This is a genomic window from Bacillus sp. FSL K6-0972 (assembly GCF_037976035.1).
In the GTDB taxonomy this organism is placed as follows: Bacteria; Bacillota; Bacilli; order Bacillales; family Bacillaceae; genus Bacillus; species Bacillus haynesii.
Genome location: NZ_CP150260.1, coordinates 3,310,543 through 3,331,504, shown reverse-complemented (window position 1 = coordinate 3,331,504; position 20,962 = coordinate 3,310,543). Strand labels below are relative to the sequence as shown.

At 43.9% G+C, this 20,962-nt stretch carries 21 protein-coding genes; 17 read left to right on the top strand and 4 right to left on the bottom strand.

Going from position 1 to position 20,962, the window contains the following annotated elements:
* The first annotated feature begins 99 nt into the window (after window positions 1-99).
* From MKX80_RS16925 to MKX80_RS16910, 4 genes are all read left to right on the top strand, one after another.
* Window positions 100-2,082 (top strand): methyl-accepting chemotaxis protein, encoded by a 1,983-nt coding sequence (locus MKX80_RS16925; RefSeq protein WP_154999648.1) that lies wholly within the window; start codon window positions 100-102, stop codon window positions 2,080-2,082.
* Window positions 2,083-2,227: 145 nt separating this feature from the next.
* Window positions 2,228-4,213, top strand: coding sequence for a methyl-accepting chemotaxis protein (locus MKX80_RS16920; protein ID WP_154999649.1), 1,986 nt, complete (start codon window positions 2,228-2,230; stop codon window positions 4,211-4,213).
* Between the two features lie 133 nt (window positions 4,214-4,346).
* Window positions 4,347-6,329 (top strand): methyl-accepting chemotaxis protein, encoded by a 1,983-nt coding sequence (locus MKX80_RS16915; protein WP_154999650.1) that lies wholly within the window; start codon window positions 4,347-4,349, stop codon window positions 6,327-6,329.
* A 132-nt stretch (window positions 6,330-6,461) separates the two neighbouring features.
* A complete protein-coding gene (locus MKX80_RS16910; protein WP_154999651.1) occupies window positions 6,462-6,986 on the top strand; it encodes a type 1 glutamine amidotransferase domain-containing protein in 525 nt (174 codons plus the stop codon).
* Window positions 6,987-7,030: 44 nt separating this feature from the next.
* Here MKX80_RS16910 and MKX80_RS16905 read toward each other — a convergent pair whose 3' ends face one another.
* A complete protein-coding gene (locus MKX80_RS16905) occupies window positions 7,031-8,017 on the bottom strand; it encodes a Gfo/Idh/MocA family oxidoreductase (RefSeq protein ID WP_268343077.1) in 987 nt (328 codons plus the stop codon).
* Between the two features lie 212 nt (window positions 8,018-8,229).
* Between MKX80_RS16905 and MKX80_RS16900 the strand changes: the two genes are divergently transcribed.
* From MKX80_RS16900 to MKX80_RS16890, 3 genes are all read left to right on the top strand, one after another.
* On the top strand, window positions 8,230-9,375 hold the full coding sequence (locus tag MKX80_RS16900; RefSeq protein WP_216929523.1) for an AI-2E family transporter: 1,146 nt from the start codon (window positions 8,230-8,232) through the stop codon (window positions 9,373-9,375).
* 83 nt (window positions 9,376-9,458) lie between these two features.
* On the top strand, window positions 9,459-10,289 hold the full coding sequence (locus tag MKX80_RS16895) for an undecaprenyl-diphosphate phosphatase (RefSeq protein ID WP_268343075.1): 831 nt from the start codon (window positions 9,459-9,461) through the stop codon (window positions 10,287-10,289).
* A gap of 130 nt (window positions 10,290-10,419) precedes the next feature.
* On the top strand, window positions 10,420-11,235 hold the full coding sequence (locus tag MKX80_RS16890) for a metallophosphoesterase (protein WP_154999655.1): 816 nt from the start codon (window positions 10,420-10,422) through the stop codon (window positions 11,233-11,235).
* 44 nt (window positions 11,236-11,279) lie between these two features.
* Here the strand turns inward: MKX80_RS16890 and MKX80_RS16885 are convergent, their stop codons facing one another.
* Window positions 11,280-11,828: a hypothetical protein gene (locus MKX80_RS16885; RefSeq protein ID WP_154999656.1), complete on the bottom strand. Its 549-nt coding sequence runs from the start codon at window positions 11,826-11,828 to the stop codon at window positions 11,280-11,282.
* Between the two features lie 99 nt (window positions 11,829-11,927).
* On the opposite strand from MKX80_RS16885, the gene MKX80_RS16880 reads away from it, so the two are divergent.
* A complete protein-coding gene (locus MKX80_RS16880; RefSeq protein WP_154999657.1) occupies window positions 11,928-13,061 on the top strand; it encodes a glycosyltransferase in 1,134 nt (377 codons plus the stop codon).
* 16 nt (window positions 13,062-13,077) lie between these two features.
* Window positions 13,078-14,559 carry an alkaline phosphatase family protein gene (locus MKX80_RS16875; RefSeq protein ID WP_154999658.1) on the top strand — a complete coding sequence of 494 codons (1,482 nt, stop codon included), beginning with the start codon at window positions 13,078-13,080 and terminating at the stop codon, window positions 14,557-14,559.
* A gap of 20 nt (window positions 14,560-14,579) precedes the next feature.
* Here MKX80_RS16875 and MKX80_RS16870 read toward each other — a convergent pair whose 3' ends face one another.
* Complete coding sequence (locus MKX80_RS16870; protein WP_176276300.1) at window positions 14,580-14,753, bottom strand: hypothetical protein; 174 nt, start codon at window positions 14,751-14,753, stop codon at window positions 14,580-14,582.
* A 22-nt stretch (window positions 14,754-14,775) separates the two neighbouring features.
* A complete protein-coding gene (locus MKX80_RS16865; protein WP_003184724.1) occupies window positions 14,776-14,985 on the bottom strand; it encodes a zinc ribbon domain-containing protein in 210 nt (69 codons plus the stop codon).
* 293 nt (window positions 14,986-15,278) lie between these two features.
* Between MKX80_RS16865 and MKX80_RS16860 the strand changes: the two genes are divergently transcribed.
* The 8 genes from MKX80_RS16860 (at window position 15,279) to MKX80_RS16825 (ending at window position 20,837) form a co-directional block, all read left to right on the top strand.
* Window positions 15,279-15,638: a hypothetical protein gene (locus tag MKX80_RS16860; protein ID WP_154999660.1), complete on the top strand. Its 360-nt coding sequence runs from the start codon at window positions 15,279-15,281 to the stop codon at window positions 15,636-15,638.
* Between the two features lie 21 nt (window positions 15,639-15,659).
* Window positions 15,660-16,010 carry a WXG100 family type VII secretion target gene (locus MKX80_RS16855; protein WP_234112203.1) on the top strand — a complete coding sequence of 117 codons (351 nt, stop codon included), beginning with the start codon at window positions 15,660-15,662 and terminating at the stop codon, window positions 16,008-16,010.
* Between the two features lie 18 nt (window positions 16,011-16,028).
* Window positions 16,029-16,736, top strand: a complete 708-nt coding sequence (locus tag MKX80_RS16850) for a DUF5081 family protein (protein WP_234112202.1) — start codon at window positions 16,029-16,031, stop codon at window positions 16,734-16,736.
* On the top strand, window positions 16,733-17,056 hold the full coding sequence (locus tag MKX80_RS16845; RefSeq protein WP_003184717.1) for a hypothetical protein: 324 nt from the start codon (window positions 16,733-16,735) through the stop codon (window positions 17,054-17,056). Before MKX80_RS16850 ends, MKX80_RS16845 begins: the two co-directional genes overlap by 4 nt.
* 19 nt (window positions 17,057-17,075) lie before the next feature.
* Window positions 17,076-18,797: an EndoU domain-containing protein gene (locus tag MKX80_RS16840; RefSeq protein ID WP_234112201.1), complete on the top strand. Its 1,722-nt coding sequence runs from the start codon at window positions 17,076-17,078 to the stop codon at window positions 18,795-18,797.
* A 1-nt stretch (window position 18,798) separates the two neighbouring features.
* Window positions 18,799-19,185, top strand: coding sequence for a ribonuclease toxin immunity protein CdiI (cdiI, locus tag MKX80_RS16835; protein WP_154999663.1), 387 nt, complete (start codon window positions 18,799-18,801; stop codon window positions 19,183-19,185).
* 373 nt (window positions 19,186-19,558) lie between these two features.
* Window positions 19,559-20,194 carry a hypothetical protein gene (locus MKX80_RS16830; RefSeq protein ID WP_234112200.1) on the top strand — a complete coding sequence of 212 codons (636 nt, stop codon included), beginning with the start codon at window positions 19,559-19,561 and terminating at the stop codon, window positions 20,192-20,194.
* A 244-nt stretch (window positions 20,195-20,438) separates the two neighbouring features.
* Window positions 20,439-20,837 (top strand): hypothetical protein, encoded by a 399-nt coding sequence (locus MKX80_RS16825; RefSeq protein ID WP_234112199.1) that lies wholly within the window; start codon window positions 20,439-20,441, stop codon window positions 20,835-20,837.
* The last annotated feature ends 125 nt before the right edge of the window (window positions 20,838-20,962 follow it).

The window sequence follows — 20,962 nt, the reverse complement described above, 5'->3', positions numbered from 1 at the left end:
ATGCCTGATGCTTGGGCAGGAAAACGGTCTAATTTTCCGCTTTTTTTATTTAAAAAATAGACCCCGTCTCCGATAAAAGTAGAGAAAGGGGAATCACACATGAAAAAGCTTTTAAATTGGACGAAACGTCCTTCTATTTCTAAAAAATTAATTTTCTCATTTATATTCATTTTAACAATTCCGATCTTGGTTCTTTCGGTTACTTCATATTTTACGGCCAGCAGCACGCTCGAGGATGAGATTTTGAGAAGTGCGAAAGACAATATAGATGAACTGAACGACATTATTCAGCAAGATATCGGCAGCAAGGAGACTTCCATTGCGTATTTCAGCGAATGGATTGATCAAAAAGCGTACAAAGAGAAAGGCCAGACTGCCATTAAACAACGGTTTGAGCAGTTTGCAAAACAGAATCCCGACGTCGAACTCGTCTTCACCGGATCGGAAGATAGTGTTTACGCACAATATCCGAATGCTCCATTGCCTGACGGGTATGACCCGGTAGAACGCGACTGGTACAAACAGGCTGTCCAGGAAAAAGGGAAAACGATTGTAACTGAACCTTATGAGTCTGCATCAACGGGGCATATGGTCGTCACGATCGCCAAGCAGAATAAAGACGGTTCTGGCGTAGTCGCCCTTGACTTGAACATTGACAAGCTGATCAAATCGGCAAACAGCATCAGCATCGGAAAAACCGGATATGCATTCATCATCGGCGAGGGGAAAACGTATGTCGCCCATCCGAAAATTAAAGCCGGCACAGAAGCAGAAGCTGATCTGACAGAGCAAATGTTCAGCAAAGAGAGCGGCTTGTTCACCTTTAATGAAAAAGGCAAAGAAAAGAAAACGGTCTTCACGACAAACAAACTAACCGGTTGGAAAATCGGCGGAAAGATGAATACAGCAGAGATTAAAGACGCTGCCCAGCCCGTGCTTCACATGGCAGTCATGACATTGGCAGGCGCGATTATTCTGGGCGGAATCCTTGTTTACTTTATCGTCCGCGCGATCAGCAAGCCTTTAAATCAACTCGTCTCTTCTGCAAAAAGCATCAGTGAAGGAGATCTGACACAAAAAATCGATGTCCGCTCCAGAGACGAATTCGGCCAGCTGGGCACAAGCTTTAACGAAATGGCTGACTCATTGCGCTCGCTGATCAGCACAATTCAGGAATCGGTCGACAATGTGGCATCTTCTTCAGAGCAGCTGACGGCAAGCGCGGACCAGACAAGCAAAGCGACGGAGCACATTACATTAGCCATCGAGCGGTTCTCAAGCGGCGCTGAAAGTCAAAGCGAAAAAGTCGAAGCGAGTTCCCAGCGGCTCAGCCAAATGAATGACAAGCTGAATGAAATCGCAGGCGTATCAGAATCGATTACAGAATCCTCGGGTAAATCGACGGAAATTGCCGAAACAGGCGGAGAGCTTGTCCAACAAACCGTCGGACAGATGAATTCGATCGACAGGTCTGTCAGACAGGCCGAACAGGTTGTCAAAGGGCTCGAAGCGAAATCGAAAGATATCACCGCGATCCTGCGCGTCATAAACGGAATCGCCGATCAAACGAATTTACTGGCGTTGAACGCCGCCATCGAGGCAGCTCGGGCCGGTGAATCAGGCAGAGGCTTCTCGGTTGTCGCTGAAGAAGTCAGAAAGCTTGCGGCCCAATCAGCAGGATCGGCAAAAGAAATCGAAGCGCTGATTCAGGATATCGTCAAAGAAATCGAACATTCGCTCAACATGTTCAAGTCTGTCAACCAAGAAGTACAGTCAGGACTCGAAATTACGGAAGAAACGGAATCGAGCTTTAAACATATTTACGACATGACAAATGAAATCGCAGGCAAGCTGCAGACAATGAATGCCGCCGTAGAGCATTTATCAACAGGTTCTCACGAAATTTCCGACGCGGTCGAAGAGATCGCCGACGTTTCGCGTGAAAGCTCTGCCGGCATTCAGGACATCGCTGCTTCGGCGGAAGAACAGCTGGCTTCCATGGAAGAAATCAGCTCATCCGCTGCAACGCTCGAACAAATGGCTGAAGAACTGCGTGACTTAACGAAAAAGTTTAAGATTTGAGGAAAAGAGGCTGCTGGTCAGCCTCTTTTTTTAGTTCTATTTTCAAGAATTTTCAGAAATGCTTTTTAAAGTTTTTTAATATGCAAAAGTAAATGAAAGGTCCGATATTAGTTTCATAATCTAGAAGCTAAAGGAGTTATATCAAATGAAAAAGGTATTGGACTGGCTTAAACGTCCGTCTATCTCAAAAAGGCTGTTTTTCAGCTTTATATTGGTTTTAACTTTGCCGATTTTGGCCTTATCCTATAGTGCGTACCAGACGGCGGGAAGCTCTCTTGAAACGGAAATCATGAGAAGCGCGCGCGATAATGTTGAACAGCTGAATGAGATCATAGACCAGAATATCGGAAAGAAAGAGCAGGCCGTCTCCTTTTTCAGCGGCTGGGTGAATGAAAAGCTATATCAAGAAAAAGGGAACACATCACTTGTAGAAAGATTCGAGCAGTACGCCAAGCTGAATCAGGATGTGGAAGCGATCTACACAGGTTCAAAAGACGGCAAGTTCATCCGCTATCCCGCTGAGAAAATGGCGAAAGGCTATAACCCGACGGATAGGGACTGGTATAAGCAAGCCGTTGAAAATAAAGGAGAGGTGATCATCACAAACCCTTATAAAACGGCGTCAACCGGAACGACGGTCATTACGATTGCAAAGCAGACGGAGGACGGCTCAGGGGTCGTTGCCGTTAACATGAAAATCGATGAGCTTATTAAAGCGACAGAGCGCGTTAACATCGGAAAAAGCGGCTTTGCGTTTATCTCAAGCAAAGACAAAAAATATGTTGCCCATCCGAAGATTGAAGCCGGAACCGAAGGCAAAGGCGACTGGGTTGCACAAATGTACGGCAGTGAAAAAGGTGATTTTCAATATACGTTTGAAGGAAAAGAAAAGAAAATGGCTTTCACGACGAACAAGCTGACCGGCTGGAAAATCGGCGGAACGATGTTCACGGATGAGATATCAGAGGCCGCCCAGCCCGTCTTCCACATGGCGATCATCATTTTGGCAGCGGCGATCGTGCTCGGCGGCATTCTTATCTACTTTATTATCCGCGGAATCAGCAAGCCGTTAAGCGAGCTCGTGTCATCCGCAAAGAGCATCAGCGGCGGCGACTTGACGCAAAAAATCGAAGTCCGTTCAAAAGACGAATTTGGTCAGCTCGGTACAAGCTTTAATGAAATGGCCGAATCGCTGCGCTCTTTAATCAGCGTCATTCAATCATCAGTTGACAATGTAGCTTCTTCATCTGAGGAACTTCATGCCAGCGCGGCGCAGACAAGCAAAGCGACTGAGCATATTACAATGGCTATTGAACAATTTTCTGACGGAAATGAAAGCCAGAAAGAAAAAGTGGAAGCGAGTTCGCATCAGCTGAATGAAATGAACAACGGGTTATATGACATGTCGAAAACATCAGCGTCGATTACCGATGCGTCGCTGAAATCGACTGAGATTGCCGGCAAAGGGGAAGAGCTTGTTCAAAAGACGGTCGGCCAAATGAACTCGATCGATCGGTCTGTCAAGCAAGCGGAAGCGGTCGTCAAAGGACTTGAAGCCAAATCCAAAGATATCACAAGCATTTTGCGCGTGATTAACGGAATCGCCGATCAAACGAATCTGCTGGCGCTCAATGCCGCGATCGAAGCGGCAAGGGCCGGGGAATCGGGCCGCGGCTTCTCGGTAGTGGCTGAAGAAGTCAGGAAGCTCGCCGCACAATCCGCAGGCTCGGCGAAGGAAATTGAACATTTAATTCAGGAAATCGTCAAGGAGATCGACAACTCTTTGAACATGTTCAAATCGGTCAATCATGAAGTACAGTCAGGACTTCGAATCACCGATGAAACAGAGACAAGCTTCAAAACGATTTACGATATGACCAATGATATCGCAGGAAAGCTGCAGACCATGAATGCCGCTGTCGAGCAATTGACGCAAGGTTCCCGCCAAGTCGCGGGCGCGGTCGAAGAAATCGCGGATGTATCGAGAGAAAGTTCGGCAAGCATTCAGGACATCGCTGCTTCAGCCGAGGAGCAGCTTGCCTCCATGGAAGAGATCAGCGCCTCCTCCACGACATTGGCGGAGCTGGCTGAAGAACTGCGTGATTTGACACAGAAATTTAAGATTGAATAGCTTTAAAACATCCGGTTTTCCTCCGGATGTTTTTTTAGTTATTTTAGACTATAAAAAGTTATAAAATGCATATAAAAACTTTTAAAAGAATCCGATATTAGGGATATAACAGAAAAGAGGAGTCAACAATTCTATGTCAAAGATTGTCAATTGGGTGAAACGTCCCTCCATTGCAAAGAAATTAATTCTTTCATTCTTGCTTATTTTAACCGTTCCAATCATCGTCCTTTCCTATAGTGCGTATCAAACGGCAAGCAGTACGCTTGACGGAGAAATCATGGACAATGCGCGCGAAAACGTTAACCAGTTGAATGAAATCATCAATCAGAATATCAGCCAGAAAACAAACGCCATGTCTTATTTCAGCGGGTTCATTAAAGAAAACTCTTTTACAGGGAAAGAAAGCGACGCTTTAAAAGTGAAATTCGAACAGTTCGCCAAGCTTCATCCCGATGTTGAAGGGATCTTTACCGGTTCAAAGGACGGGAAGTTCATCCGCTATCCGGATCAGGAGATGCCGAGCGGATATAATCCGGTAGAGCGGGACTGGTATAAAAAAGCCGCCGAACACAAAGGAGAAGTCATTATTACAGACCCTTACAAAACGGCGTCAACCGGAACGATGGTTATTACCATCGCCAAGATGCATGAGGACGGCTCCGGAGTTGTCGCGGTCAATATGAAAATCGAAGAGCTCATTAAAGCGACAGAACGCGTGACAATCGGGAAAAAGGGCTATGCCTTTATCACCAGCGCCGATAAAAAGTTTGTCGCCCACCCGAAACATGATGCGGGCACAGATGTCGAAGGCAGCTGGGCGGAAAAGGTATATGCAAATGACAAAGGAACATTCAAATACACGCTTGACGGCGAAAAGCAGATGGCTTTCGCGACCAACAAGCTGACCGGCTGGAAAATCGGCGGAACCATGTATATCACTGAATTAAAAGAAGCCTCACAGCCTGTGCTGAATGCCGCTCTGATTACGTTGGGCGTCAGCATCATCATTGGCGTGCTTCTCATGATTCTCATCATCAGATCGATCACAGGGCCGCTCCGCGAACTCGTTTCCTCTGCGAAAAGCATCAGCGGCGGCGATCTGACGCAAAAAATCACTGTCCGTTCAAAAGATGAAATCGGACAGCTCGGAACAAGCTTCAACGATATGGCTGAATCGCTGAGCTCTTTAATCAGCGTCATTCAGACATCGGTTGAAAACGTTGCTTCTTCGTCAGAGCAGCTGACCGCGAGCGCGGATCAGACAAGCAAGGCGACAGAACATATTACATCTGCGATCGAACAATTTTCAAACGGAAATGAAAGCCAAAATGAGAAAGTGGAAATCAGTGCGCAGCAGCTGACTGACATGAACAGCCGATTGCATGAAATGTCCAAAGTCTCAGCATCGATTACAGAATCATCCATTCAATCGACGGACATTGCCGGTACAGGCGGAGAGCTTGTTCAAAAAACGGTCGGACAGATGAATTCCATCGATCATTCCGTTAAACAGGCGGAATCCGTCGTGAAAGGACTTGAGAGCAAATCAAAAGACATTACGGCGATCCTGCGGGTGATCAACGGCATCGCAGACCAGACGAATTTGCTCGCGTTGAACGCGGCAATTGAAGCAGCAAGAGCCGGTGAAGCCGGAAGAGGGTTTTCTGTAGTTGCCGAAGAAGTGCGCAAACTGGCTGAGCAATCCGCGTCATCGGCAAAAGAAATTGAAGCGCTCATTCAGGAAATCGTCAATGAAATCGGAAAGTCGCTGGACATGTTCCAGGACGTCAACCGTGAAGTACAGTCGGGACTCACTATCACAGATGAAACAGATACAAGCTTTAAGCAGATTTATGACATGACAAACGAAATCGCGGGCAAGCTGCAGACGATGAATGCGGCAGTTGAAGAGCTGTCAGAAGGGTCACAGCAAGTCGCGGGAGCGGTTGAAGAAATTGCAGACGTATCGCGTGAAAGCTCAGGAAGCATTCAAGACATTGCCGCTTCGGCTGAAGAACAGCTCGCTTCAATGGAGGAAATCAGTTCTTCTGCGGCTACGCTTGAACAAATGGCTGAAGAACTGCGCGATTTGACGAAAAAATTTAAGATTGACTAAACATCAGGCTGCCGGCAATCCGGCAGCCTTTTGCGCGGGAAAAGCATTTTTTTAAACGAACGGGGAAGGGTATAACTAGGTTTAAACAGACTGTCATCTATCGTACACTGGTTGTACAGGAGGGGATAAAACATGCGACTGGAAGGCAAGAAAGTGATCGCGCTTGTCAGCGATGAATTCGAAGATTTAGAACTGTGGTATCCAGTTTTAAGGTTGAGGGAAGAAGGAGCGATCGTACATTTCATTGGTGAAAAAGCGGATCATGAATATAAGGGCAAATACGGCGTGCCTGCTGTCTCCGATTATGAGCTGAAAAGCGTGAACATTGAGGAATACGACGCAGTTCTGGTTCCGGGAGGCTGGGCGCCTGACAAGCTCAGAAGATATCCCGAGGTACTGGAAATGATTCGGTGGTTCAACGAAAGGAAGAAGCCCATCGGACAAATCTGCCATGCCGGCTGGGTGCTGATTTCTGCAGGAATATTGGAAGGCAGGAAGGTTACAAGCACACCGGGGATTAAAGACGATATGGAAAATGCCGGAGCGGTATGGGTGAATGAAGCAGCGGTCGTCGACGGCCATATCGTGTCAAGCCGCCGCCCGCCTGACCTGCCGATCTATGTCAAAGCCTTTGCCGATCTTTTGGCGCAATCCTAAAACAGACGGGCCGCCCGTTCATTCGAGTCGAGGCGGCTCATTTGTTACTTTTGATCAGCGGGGAAAACGAGACCGATCTGTTTGCGCGCTTCATCCATGACCGCCAAGGTGTCTATAGAGCGTTCAAACGTGTTAAGCGAGGACTCGATCCGCCCTTGTTTAATTAAATTGATGAATTCCTCTGTTTCATAAAACATGGCCGGTTTGTCATCAGGCAGCGTAAGATGTTCAATCCGTCCGTCCCGATAGCGGATATCGACTTTTTCGGGGCGGTGGATTTTATCGATGACGATAGAGCCTTCTTCTCCTTGAATTTCAGCCGGGATGAAGGAATTGGAGATTTTCGAGTGCATCAGAACGGCTTCGTGCTCCTCGTATTTTAAAAGCACTGTTCCTTCACCGTCCGCCCCTGACTCAAGGATCAGCCCGTTCGCTTTAACTTCGAGGGGCTTGCCGAACAGGACGATCGCGGGGTGAACGCAATAGACGCCGATATCCATCAGGGAACCGTTCGATAAAGCCGGATTAAATGCGTTTAAGACGGTTCCGTTTCTATAGGCATCATAGCGGGAAGAGTATTGACAGTAGCTGGCTGTAAAACGCCGGACTTTGCCGATTTTGTGCAGGCTGCGTCCGATGTTAATAAAATTCGGAAGAAACGTCGTTTTCATCGCTTCCATAAATGTCACGCGGTGTTCCTGCGCTGTTTTTACCATTTCTTCCGCTTCTTTGACATGGGACGCAAGCGGTTTTTCGCACAGGACGTGTTTGCCGTTTTTCATGAATGTGATGGCCTGTTCTTTATGTAAAGAGTTGGGACTTGCGATATATACCGCATCAATAACATCGCTTTCAGCCATTTCTCCGATATCGGTAAAAACCGCCTTGGCTCCGTATTTTTGCGCGAATTCACGTCCGCGCTCCCCGGACCTTGAATATACCGCGGTTAATTGAAAATCTTCAATCAAACGGGCCGCATCAAGAAACTGGTCGGTGATCCAATTTGTTCCGACTACCCCGAACCGTATCATGCTATTTCCCCTTTCAACTGTAGGATATGTTTATTATACAGTGTTTTCTTTTGCCGGCGAAAGACAAAAAGCCGGAAACACCGGCGTATATGTATATCATCAACAAACGTTTGCAAGCGGAAAAAAAGACCAATAGCAATGGTTTTATTTTTAGTATGAGGAGTAATAGTGTACAATTTAATGTATAAAACCAACGTTAATGGAGGATCGCCATGGACTCTTTGCATATGTGGGGCGGCAGATTTAAGAAGTTTTTTTTAGACAATAAGTTCGTCCTGTTTCTGCTCATTCTGCTCTTGATCGGGCTGAACATCCTTGTATTTACAAAAGCATCGTTTATTTTTACGCCTTTCATCGTTCTGGTGGAAACCATCGCTCTGCCTGTCGTGCTGACAGGTGTCGTTTATTATTTGTTAAATCCGATCGTTGATTTTCTAGAGCGGAAAAACGTGAAAAGGATTTATTCGATTCTTCTTCTCTACATTGTGATCATCGGTCTGATCACGATTTCGATCGTCTCCGTTATCCCGCTGTTAAGGGAACAGATCATGAGCCTTGTCGATAACTTCCCAAGGTATGTCCACATTGTGGAAGACCAAATTAAACAGCTGATCGGAAGTCAGTTCTTTAATCAGGTTCAGCAGACGCTGAACATCAACCTAACCGATTTCGCAAGCAAATTATCCGATCAAGCCACCACCATTTTAAACAGTACGTTTACCGGAGTGGGAACGTTTATAGGCGCCGTGACAGAAGTTGTGATTTCGATTGTGACCGTGCCGTTTATCCTGTTTTACTTATTGAAAGACGGTAAAAAACTGCCGCTGTTTATTTTGAAATTCGTACCGGTCCGCTTACGGGAACAGACGTATGAGATGATGTCTGAGATGAATCACCGGCTGAGTTCGTATATCAGGGGGCAGATCATCGTCAGCTTCTGTATCGGCTGCCTATTGTTTATCGGATATATGATCATCGGCCTTGAATATGCTTCTCTTTTAGCCCTTGTGGCGGCGTGTACGAGCATCGTTCCGTATCTTGGACCGACGATTGCGATCACGCCGGCAATCATCATTGCCCTGGTTACTTCTCCGTTTATGCTTGTGAAGCTGATCATCGTTTGGACTGTGGTGCAGCTGTTTGAAGGAAAATTTATTTCGCCGCAGATTATGGGGAAAAACCTGCACATCCATCCGGTAACGATCATCTTTGTGCTGCTGACGGCAGCCAAGCTGTTCGGCGTGATCGGCGTCATTCTTGCCATCCCCGGCTACGCGGTCATCAAAGTGGTGGTCACACATTTGTTTGAATGGTTTAAACAGCGTTCACATCTTTATGAAAAAAACGAAGAAGTCTGAATCTCGCTTGCATAATCGGCTTTTAAAAGCGATATAAATAGTTTATTAGAGGACAAGTTTTAAGGAAGCGAAAGGAATGACATATGAACATTTGGGATATTTTTGTCGCCGTCATACTCGGAATTGTTGAAGGATTAACCGAATATGCCCCTGTTTCGTCAACAGGGCATATGATCATTGTTGACGACGTCTGGCTGAAATCGAAAGAACTGCTTACGCCGGAGGCGGCGAATACCTTTAAAGTCGTGATTCAGCTCGGCTCCATCCTTGCTGTCGCCATCGTATTTAAAGACCGGATTCTCAATCTTTTAGGCGTGAAGAAAAACATTACGGAAGAGCAGAAATCGGGAAACCGCCTTTCCATCGCCCAAATCGCTGTAGGCCTTGTTCCCGCCGCTGTGCTCGGATTTTTATTTGAAGACTATATTGATCAATACCTGTTTTCCGTACGCACAGTTTCGGTCGGTCTCATCGCCGGTGCGGTGCTGATGCTCGCAGCCGACTGGATCAACCGGCGCAAGGACACGACAGATTCGGTTGACCGGATGACGTATAAGCAGGCACTCGGTATGGGGCTGTTTCAATGTCTGGCGCTCTGGCCGGGCTTCTCGCGCTCGGGTTCGACGATTTCGGGCGGGGTTATTCTCGGCTTGAGCCACAGAGCGGCCGCCGATTTCACCTTCATCATGGCGATTCCGATCATGATGGGAGCGAGCCTGCTCTCTTTAATCAAAAACTGGGCCTATTTGAGTGCAGACCTGTTTCCTTTCTTTATTACAGGGTTTATCAGCGCTTTTATTGTCGCTCTTTTTGTCGTCCGTTTTTTCCTCAGGCTGATCAATAAGATCAAGCTTGTCCCGTTTGCCATCTATCGAATCGTTTTAGGGCTTCTACTGTTCATTTTGTTTCTGTAAGAGTAAAAATACGAACCGATTTCCAGCTGGAAATCGGTTTTGTTATAGGTAAAAAGAATGATATTCTATTATTTCCCACTGTAAAACTGCCTGCCAACTTACTATACTAGTAAGAGGGAGGAGATATAGAATGTTTATTTTCGCATGTTTATTGATTATTTTAGGCTTAATGCCTTTTTTTTATAAAGCGAACCACAATACAAAAGATGTGAAAGTCAACACGATTTCGGTCGAGCGCGTGCAGGCGCCCGCTTTAAAGAAAAAGCTGAACATTCTTCATCTGTCTGATCTTCATTTAGAAAACATTTCGATTTCACCTGAAAAGATTCTTGAACTTGCCAATAAAAAACGAGTGGATCTCATTGCTTTAACAGGAGATTTTCTTGATAGGAGAAGAAATATTCCAAAGCTTGCAAACTACTTAAAAGCTTTGAAAAAACTGAAGCCGGCCTATGGGATGTACGCTGTATTCGGCAACCATGACTACGTGTTGAAAGGCGAACACTTTCGGAAGCTGAAACGCGTGCTGGAAGATAACGGATGCATCACCCTTCAAAATCAGCATGTCTCCATTGAAATGGAAGGCGAGACACTCAACATTATCGGGATTGATGATTACAGCACGAAGCGAAGCGATATTGCCGGATCATATAAAGGGCTGAAGGAAGGGTATAATCTTGTATTGACGCATGACCCGAACGTTGTGCTTGATATGAAAGAATTTCACTTTGACTATCTGCTGTCAGGGCATTTTCACGGAGGTCAGATTCATTGGCCGAAGCCTTATCATCTCGTGAAGATGGGAAAGCTTGTGCGAATGAATATGATCAAAGGTCTTCACTATCATCATGATAAACCGTTTTATATCAGCGAGGGATTGGGTCAGACGGGGGCGAACATCCGCATCGGAAGCCGTCCGGAAATGACATTCCATCACATTTCATAAAAAGAAGAGGCTGTTGCGTTTTTTTGCATCAGTCTCTTTTTTTGTTATTTCTGTAGATAGGACTTGAATAATTTTTCTTTCGAGATAAACAAATATTGGGAAGGGGGGATTTTTCGAAGAGAAAATTGCTTTGTTGTCAAATATAAAATCGGAATCTGCGTCAGCTTCTTGAACACTCTGTAAAACTGGTTTGCGGGCTCTACCGCTTCAAAACCGAGCCTCTCAACTCCTTTATGCAGCGTCGTGATGCCGATGATGCCTTTGATTTGGTCTGATCGATGATGGTTTTTGATATATTCGGCCAAGATCGGCATTGAAAAATACGCTTTTTGATAAATGAGAATGCCTCTTCTGACAGCGCTCTCAATATTTTGAAGCTCCTTGATCAGCTTAATATTGTGCAGATGAATTTTGATCAGAACATCGTTTTTCTTAATAACCGTCCCATCGCTTAACACCACATCGATCCCTTTGTACTTTGTTAGACGGACGCGAAAAATGCTCGATTTCGTTTGATCAATGAGTGTCAGTCTTGAAAAAAAATAATAAAACGGGTCAATTACACTCCAAATTGACAAAAAACAGTTTCTCAAGTCGTCACTTTCCTTTCCTGAAAAAATACACTTATATTTTGGCTGGATATTTGAAAAATATAAATGGAAAACATTTTTCTTCTGAAATGGAGGATGGAGATGACAAAGATTCTGATTTTCCCTTTTTTAAGCATTTCCACCGGTCATCATCACGTTGCCGATTCGCTGCAGGCAGAACTGCTCCTCAAATCTCATCACTGTGAAAAAATCGACATTTTTTCACATGCTTATCGGCGGCTTGAAAAAGCCTCCTCTGCGGCGTATTTGTCATGGATTCAGTATTTTCCCAAAGTCTACAGCTCGGTCTATCATCTCCTGGCGTGCGGGCGCCATCAAACGGCAAAGCGCCATCTCTTGTATGAGCTGATCTTTTTGAAAGACATGCAGGAGATCATTGCGGAAAAAAAGCCTGATATCGTGTTCTGTACGCATGCATTGCCCTCCTATTTGCTGAACCGCTTAAAAGGTCGATTTCCCGACATGAAAGTGGTCAATGTCTATACCGATTTTTTCGTCAACCGAATTTGGGGAAGAGAAAAGATTGATTATCATTTTGTGCCGATCAAAGACATCAAAGAACAGCTGATCGCAGAAGGCGTTGATGAAGAGAAGATTTTTCTGACCGGAATACCCGTGCACCGTTCCTATAAAACGGAGAGAAAGCCTGGGCAGGCCGGTGACAAAAAAGCGTTTTGCAACATCCTCATAACCGGCGGAAGCATGGGGGTGGGCGGCATTTTTAAGCTCGTGCGGGAGCTGTCGCCGAACGGGGATGTCGCATACCAAATACTATGCGGAAAAAACCGAAAGCTCTACCGGTATGTTCATGATTTAAACAATCCATATATTAAAGCGCTGCCTTATATCGAAAGCAAGGCTGAAATGAACCGCTTATACGGGGAGGCGTCGGGCATCATTACGAAGCCCGGCGGCGTCACAATCAGCGAGTGCATTCAAAAACAGCTCCCTGTTTTCATCTATCATGCGCTGCCCGGACAGGAAGAGATGAATCTCGATATCCTGAAAAAGAAAAACCTTGTCATCGAACTGAATCAGCAAAAACAGCAGCCGATTGAACAGCAGCTGCTTTCCTTTTTCCGTTCGGAAGAAGACATCAAACGCTATCAAATGAGCGTTGGTCAATATTTGCGCGAAAAATCGGACAGGGATATCAGCGACATTTTAGAAGGGATCATTCATAACCGGAGCGGTTTAGGGAATGCTCACGTATAGGGAAGGAGGAAGAACGATGTCTGAGAGCCGCAAGAAATCAGTCGTCATGTTGCTGATCGATTCATTAATGGATGAACCGCTTAAAAAAGCCGTGAAAAACGGACAGGCTCCTGGACTGCAATATTTGCTGGAAAACGGGCGTTATGTGCCTGATGTAATCAGCCCTTTTCCGACGATGTCTGTCAATGTTGACAGCACATTGCTTACAGGAGTGTACAGCGACCGCCACAAAGTCCCGGGCCTTGTATGGTACAACGCGAAGGAAAAACGGATCATCAATTATGGCAGCCATATTCGAGAGCTTGTGAAATTAGGCATCAAACAATCCTCCAGAGACATCTTTTACAATCTGAACCAGGTTCATTTAAGCCAACAAGTGAAGACGCTTCACGAAGAGCTTGATGAAAAAGGAATTGAAACGTGCTCGATTAATGCGCTTTTGCACAGGGGGAGCCGGGACGGCTATTTACAGGTTCCCTTTCTTTTTTCAATGATTTCCGGATTAAACCAATCAGTCAAAATCAACGCACCCCAGCTGTTCTCGTATGGGGGTTTTTCAAAAGTGAATCCGGCAAATCGCTCGCTCTTCAAAAAATTCGGTTTTAATGACCGGTTTTCAACGAATGAATTGGTTCATCTAATCCGAACGAACAAAGTACCGTCCCTTGCACTCGTCTATTTTCCCGATCTCGACCAGCACGTACATAAACACGGGAGGAACGACGCAGCGGGGGTGGCGAAAGCCGACCGGCATGTTCAAAAGATTTTAGACAGCTTTCCGTCATGGGAAGCCGCTTTAAAGGATCACATTTGGATCGTGATGGGGGATAACGGACAGGCCTGGATCAGCGACAATAAAAAAGAAGCATTGATTGATTTGAGAAGCCTTTTGGACGCCTTTCGCATTGTGAAATTAAAGAAAGGCGTGACGGACGATGACGACATCGTTCTTGCCGTTAACGAAAGAATGGCATTTATCTATTCGCTCGATAAAGCGAAGCTTCCGCTCAAGAGGATCGCGGACATTCTGCAAAAGGATGAGAGGATCGACATCATCAGCTGGAAAAATGAAACGGATTCAATTGAGGTCGTTTCGGGGGAGCAGCACGGGAAGCTCACATTCCGGCCAGGAGGCAAATACACGGATGAATTTGGACAAACATGGACGCTGGAAGGGGATGTACACATTCTCGATTTGACAGTCGAACGGAACAGCATTTCATACGGGAAATTTCCTGACGCGCTGGCCAGACTGTACACTTCATTTTTTTCGCATGAAGGCGATTATTTGATCGCCAATGCAAAGCCTGGATACGAATTTATCGGCGAAGGGTCGCCGACGCACGTCGGAGGAGCCAGCCACGGTGCATTGCATAAGCAGGACACCCTTGTCTCCATGATCATCACCGGAACCGATACAAAGCCGGCATACAATCGTTTTGTCGATATAAAAGAATGGATCCTCGATTTAGTCAAATCACGGGGAGCGGGGGAATGACTAAAGCCCCCTCCCTACAATTATGACGGCTGTCTGATGCCTTTGACAAATGCTGCAAGCGCCGAAGCGATCATCACAAATAGTGAAACTGTTTTTATGATCGCCTGTAAGAGTGAATGTTCTACGACGATATTGGAGTGCACACATAAAGCCAAAATAAATATGGCAATCAATGAACCGTATTTTTCCCCCATAACCGTTTCTCCTTTCGGGCCGTCATCCTCCAAAGAACAGGTCGAGAATGTTTCCGGCGGTTGAAGATTGTTTATTGTACAGCTCTGAATACCCGCAGTTTTTGCAATAAACAACAAGAAAGCGGTTATGCTGCACATCGAACAGCTTTGACAGGCCGGTGCCGGTCGTCGCGATTTCTTTTTGCCCAGCATCTGTGCTTCCACACTTGATACATCCTTTATGTTCACGCATGGCGCTTCTCCTTTCACGATGTAAAATCCAACCAAGTTCATTATAATGGAATGTTCTTCAAAAGAAAATATTTCTCAGGAAATGATCAGTTGAAAGAGGAGGGAAAATAGACTAATTCCTTTTGCTTATAAAAAAGCCTTGATGTCCGGTGGTTTTATTTTTTTATAACAAAAAACAATCCTTTTAACCTATTCATTCATCTAGGACCATCCTGTAAGATAAATCTATTACAATATCATCCACTAGAGGAAAATAGTTTTTATTGACTAGGATAAATGAAAGGGGAAGCTGCTTTGAGCGAAGGTTTTTGGGATTCAGTAGGCAACTTTTTGCACATATCCTACACGGAAAATGAACGAAAACGGGACGAGTATAAAAATTTATACGACTTTTTATCTGATAAAGAAAGCGAAGTTAAAACGAAACTAGCAGATATTGATGCGAGCCTGAATGCGTATCATAGCAATCTCCCGGACTTGAAAATCCCTTCACACGAATTTGAGGATACCCGCCATGAAAAGGATGCCAAGTTGAAGGAATTGGTCAAGCATTTTAAAGATATGGTTGATGACATCCAAAGCGCCAAGACGAAGGCGAAAAGCAAGTGGGAGTATTATAAAGCAAAAGCTGAAGCTGAAGAGCAAAAGGCGTAGAAGAGGAGGAACAGCCGAATCATGGATGGATATGGATACTACAACTATCAAGCGGCCAATCCGAAAGTAAGCGGAGAGACTGTGAAAATTTCACATAACGGAACAATAAAAGCGCATTCCCATGCGAAAGCGATCGAAAAACATGTCGGCGACTCGCTCAAAAAAGCAAAGGAATTGAAAGCGTACGTCGAAAGCGGCAAATGGAGCGGAAAAACCCGTGACGCATTTTTAAGCTACCTTGAGCTGATTATTGAATTGAATGCCGATATGAAAGACGCCTTGAAAGAGCATACCGCTGCATTAGATGCGCTGGAAAAACACATCGGCGGTTTTTCGCAGCTCAGTGAAGTGCAGGAAATCAAAAACTTATAAACAGGGAAGGAGAATGACATGCAGGTGAAAGCAGATACGCTGTCGGCGGCAGAACTTTATGTTTTAGCAGGAGCAGCCGGAGTTTCCTACATATTCGGTCTTCCGGAACGCGAACAGCTGGCCTTGGTCGAGCCGGATTGTGCAGTCAAAGCAAAGGACAGCCTGATTGAAAAAGGCATCCTTTTAAAGGAAGGCAAGCTGACCAAGACCGCTTTTTTTCTGATTAAGCTGTTGAAGCACTATCAAGAAAGCGAAGAATACGTGCGCTTTAATAACGTCATGTGCGCATTTCTGCCGGACGACGAAGAGCGCGTTATCGCTCTGACTGAAATAAGCCCGGGCAAAGGGTACACATTAGATTATTTGGAAAAGCGTGAAGTTTATTTATCGCTCATTTCCAAGGTGTCATTTTTAGTAAGAGAGCCGCGTGATCAAGACCGCGCTTTTTTGACAAAACCGATGAGCGCCGCTGAAAAAGCGGAAGTCAGGGCAATGAATCTTGACGAAAAAGAAGTTCTAGCTGTGGAAACGTTCAAGCTTGCCTCACAGCTAAAACCGGCAGACCCCGGCTTCCAGACGACAACACTTTACTTTACAAAAGGCGAAGACTTCATCTCGGTTGATCCTTTAAATGATCGATATGAATGGATCAGCCTTTATATCATGAACAACCGGATCTATGATGCACTGCAGATCAATTTCAGAGCAGGGAGGGCGATGATATGAATGCAGAAGGCGGAGCAGGAGGCGGCGGCACGAACATCCATCTCGAGTTTGAAGAAATGATCACCATTTCCAATAAGCTGAAAAGCATCTGCGATATTTATACAGAAGGGGTTCAGAAGGAAATCAAAAACCTCTCAGAATCCGATTTTTATAAAGCCGGACAGGCATCAAAAGCGATTGAAAGCTACGCAGATATTCTCGGCAAGACGATGGAACTGTTTGATAATTACTGTATTGCTTCCCACATCGTCAGTTACGCGATGGAGAAAATGTATGAAACGGATAAAGAGCTCCAAAAACTCTACAAGATTCAGAAATAGAAATGAGGCGATCATCTAAATGGATGTGAAATACGTACCGGAAGAATGGCAGGGCATGAAAGACGGTCTTGATGCGCTGACGGGCGGCCAATACGGCGGCGGTATGAAAGCCGGCCTTATCAAACTCAATGATCTCTTGGAAGATATCGAATCCAAAATCAAAGACAAGGACAGCGACAGGTCGATCAGCTTTACCCACACCAGTAAAAAAAGCAAGATCGAGGAACTGTTTAAAGATTATCAAAAGCTGGCTGACTTTTGCCTGAAAGCCGGCAGTTTGGTGGAAGATCACATTGACAGCCCTTTTTATAAAAAAATAGACGCGTTCGCCGAAAAAATGCGCGGACTGACCATACATAATTACACCACCGTGAACCGGATCGGCTCCAAGGAAACCACTTACGTCGGATACGGCATGTCCAAACAAGCGGTCGAAACCGACAAAGCGAAAGTGAGCGTAAATGATATCTTCAAAGACTCAGAATCGTTTGATCACGTACTGAGTAAAGAATTTGAAGAATTCCAGATCAACCACCCCGACATTGAGTTATCGTATGAAGAATACATGAAAGCGATTGCCTCTTCCCGCGGATTTGAATACGAATCAATTGGTGATGTCCAAAAGAATCAGGAATTGTGGCGGGATCTTCTGGCCGGCGCAGGCATTATCGTGCTCACCATCTTTTGCGCACCGGCAGGTCTCACGGTGGCCGTCGCCTACGGAGGAGCCAATATTACGAGCGCCGCAACCGGAAAAGACTGGATGACACAACGGGAGTTAAACACAGGCGAAAGGTTTGAAAGAGGCGTGTTCGGCGCCCTTGACATCATTCCAGGGGCAGCCGCGGCGAAAGGTTCATTTAAAAGCGTAGCCACAATCGGCCAAATTTCAAGCAAAACAGAACATGTGGTACAATCTCTTAAAGACAGCAAAAACATCTGGGCGAACCGCATAAAGGTGAATGGGCTGAAGGCTCAAGACCGACTCAGCGACGCAGGCTTCGCCATTAAAAAACAATTCGCCAAAAGCGCCGACGCATTGAGCGATATTGCACGCGGTGCAGAAGCAGGGGCCGGCGGCACCCTCGTCCGAAAAGGGTCCAATTACTCCGCCCACGTCAACGACGCCCATAAGGCTTCGAAAGCGAAGATGCAGGATTCGATTCAGCGGGTTGAGAAGGAGATTGAGGCTGGGAAGAGTGTTTCAAAGGGTACGACAAACCTTAAATATAAAGAAGATTACTATGTCGAACATACGACAGGACCCGTTAAAAAGTTTACTGAACGTAATGGTGTTAGTGGTGGACATAATTATGATGAGTTTAGGAATTATTTTGATAGTAATTCTAACAAGTATGAGTTGGAGACTGTTGTTAAGAAAGAACATCCAAGTATAGAAGGAGTTTTTGATATTGAATATAAAGTGAAGTACGAAAAAATGGACTATACCGGAAAAAATGGAACGGGTGAATACAAAGTAATACCTAATAAAGACAAAATGTATAAAAAGACAGTGTATGATCCAAAGATTATTTCGGATGATGAAATGATAAATTTAAGTAAAAAGGCAATGGCCGAAGGGTTAAGCAATAAAAGGGAAATTCCTCTATTAAAACAAAAGAAGATAAAAATACAAGGACAAACAGAATATAATGGAGAAAAATTAAAATTTGAAGGCATTATGAATTCAGAAACTGGAGAAATAGAGAATGCTTATCCAGTATTAGAATGGGTGGATTAGTATGAACGTATATGAAGAATTTATTGAGATGATGAAACAGAATAATTTGACTAAAGAGGCAGTTATAGATGTTTTGAACCTTTATGTAAATGGACATAAATTTTTACGACATTTAGAAGAATTTAAAAATAAAGAGGGAGAGCGTCGTGAGTATAATGGAATAATTTATTCAGATGAATATGAACAAGATGAAGAGGAATACTTTGGACAAAATAAAGTTTTATTTTATTCTGGCGACGGTGACGATGATTACGATATTGTGAGTTATGATGAATTGTATCAGTATATAAGTGCGGCATGTAATTTTTATATAGAAAGAAATCCTGAGAAGAAAGAGCTTATTGAAGAATTATTAATGAAGATCAAAGAAAAATATGATATTAAATAATTAATAAAAGAATGGATACCTGATGAATATGGTGAGATGAAAAAGCTTTCTGTGCAACTTAAGGCTAAACTCTAAGTGGAATACTATTATTTAGGTTTGCATCATGGGACCGATTGAATAAGATAAAAGAATAATGATTTTTATTTGATGAATAGTACAAAAAACGCATGGGTAGGGCAGACTCCATGCGTTTTGTATATCGGAATTGTTTCCTCTTTAAACGAAGAAATTAAATCTTTAAAAGATAAAAGCAGCGTCTGGAAAACCGTACGCAGCTCGGGGGATTGAAAGCAAAAGGTCAACAACGCAGGGTTCATCAGAATTTATTGAAATTGGAATATATAAGGGGTATCCCATAAGAGGTGGACTTTTAGTGTATATTAATCAGGTTCATAAAATTTTGAATAAGCTGGGGAAATCAACTACTCTTGAGGATAGTTGTATTAAAGAGAATGTTGCTCCGTATGAAAATTTTTATATATTGAAGAAAGACAAAGACAAATGGGTTTATGGTTTGTTTATGGTTGAAAGACAAAACAACCCTTATTTGGAAATAACAAAAGAATTTGACACTAAAGTTGAAGGGGCGAAATACTTTTTATTGGATAGGTTATCTTCTTTTTATTTTTTAGAAAAGTTTCAGCTTTTTGTGATAGAACATGAAGAGTTGGATCTAGGTGGACCTACATTTGATCATAGTAAACTTTTTGAAGCAATGTCTATATTAGGGATACCTGCTTCTTTATTTGCTTTGGGACAATCACAAGTAAAAAATAGAGCGATTATGCTAGAGAAGGAAGACGAAACAAGTTCGATTGTCTCTTTTGTCAACGATAAAGGTAATGTGATTCAATCTACAGTAGCAATCCAAAATCAAAGAGCATTGTTTATTGCGTTCAAAAAAGTTTATTTGCTTTATCAATTTGAAAATGAAGTGAAAAACTTGTTGGAAACCGAAGGAATAGCAAATAATTTCTCTGAAGGAGACATAAATACTTTTCTTTCATAATGAATCTTTAATCGGCCATCTATCTTTTATAGATGGTCGATTTTAATTGAAACTACATAAGGTTGGGGTTATGGAGACAGAGAGTAAAGATCACTATTCCTGAATATCGCAATGATACCAGAAAACCTATGCATGAAGGTGCAGAACTTTATGAGACCACTAATCAAAGCAAGAAACTTATTGGGATATATAGTGTTAAATGAAAAAGACTCATTTCAGTTAATGAATAGATGGAGGTAGCTCTATGAGAAATGGTGTTTGGGCGTTATACAATGATAAAGAGTACGAAATTATTCAGCATGATCAAGAAAACTATGAATTGTTTACCAAAGATCCCGTATCAATGCAATTTGGTTTTGTTTTAGGTGGGAATGGACATTATTGTAAACAAGTTCGAAGAGAACATATTTCTTCAGTTTATGATGTAAGATACCAAGCAATTATTAATGGTCTTGAGTTTCCTGTTTTTCGTGAGGAAGACAATAGGCTCTTAATTGGAAGTGGGCTACATGGCCCGGACATTATCAAAAAATATGGATTTGTTCAAGTTGAAAGATTTGAATATGAAAAATGGGTAGGAAAAAGTGAAGTTGAAAAAATTGAAGAAGTTAAAGTACCTATGTGGGGTTTTTCCGCCCCGTGAAATGTAATCTTTTGAATGGAAGGCATCCCACCCAGAAGAATGGATCGCTGCCTTGGCAAGGAAAGATGACATTCTGGATTTGTCTGAAAGGTTTACTCAGTTCTGCTTTGAAAAATTAGAGCGAT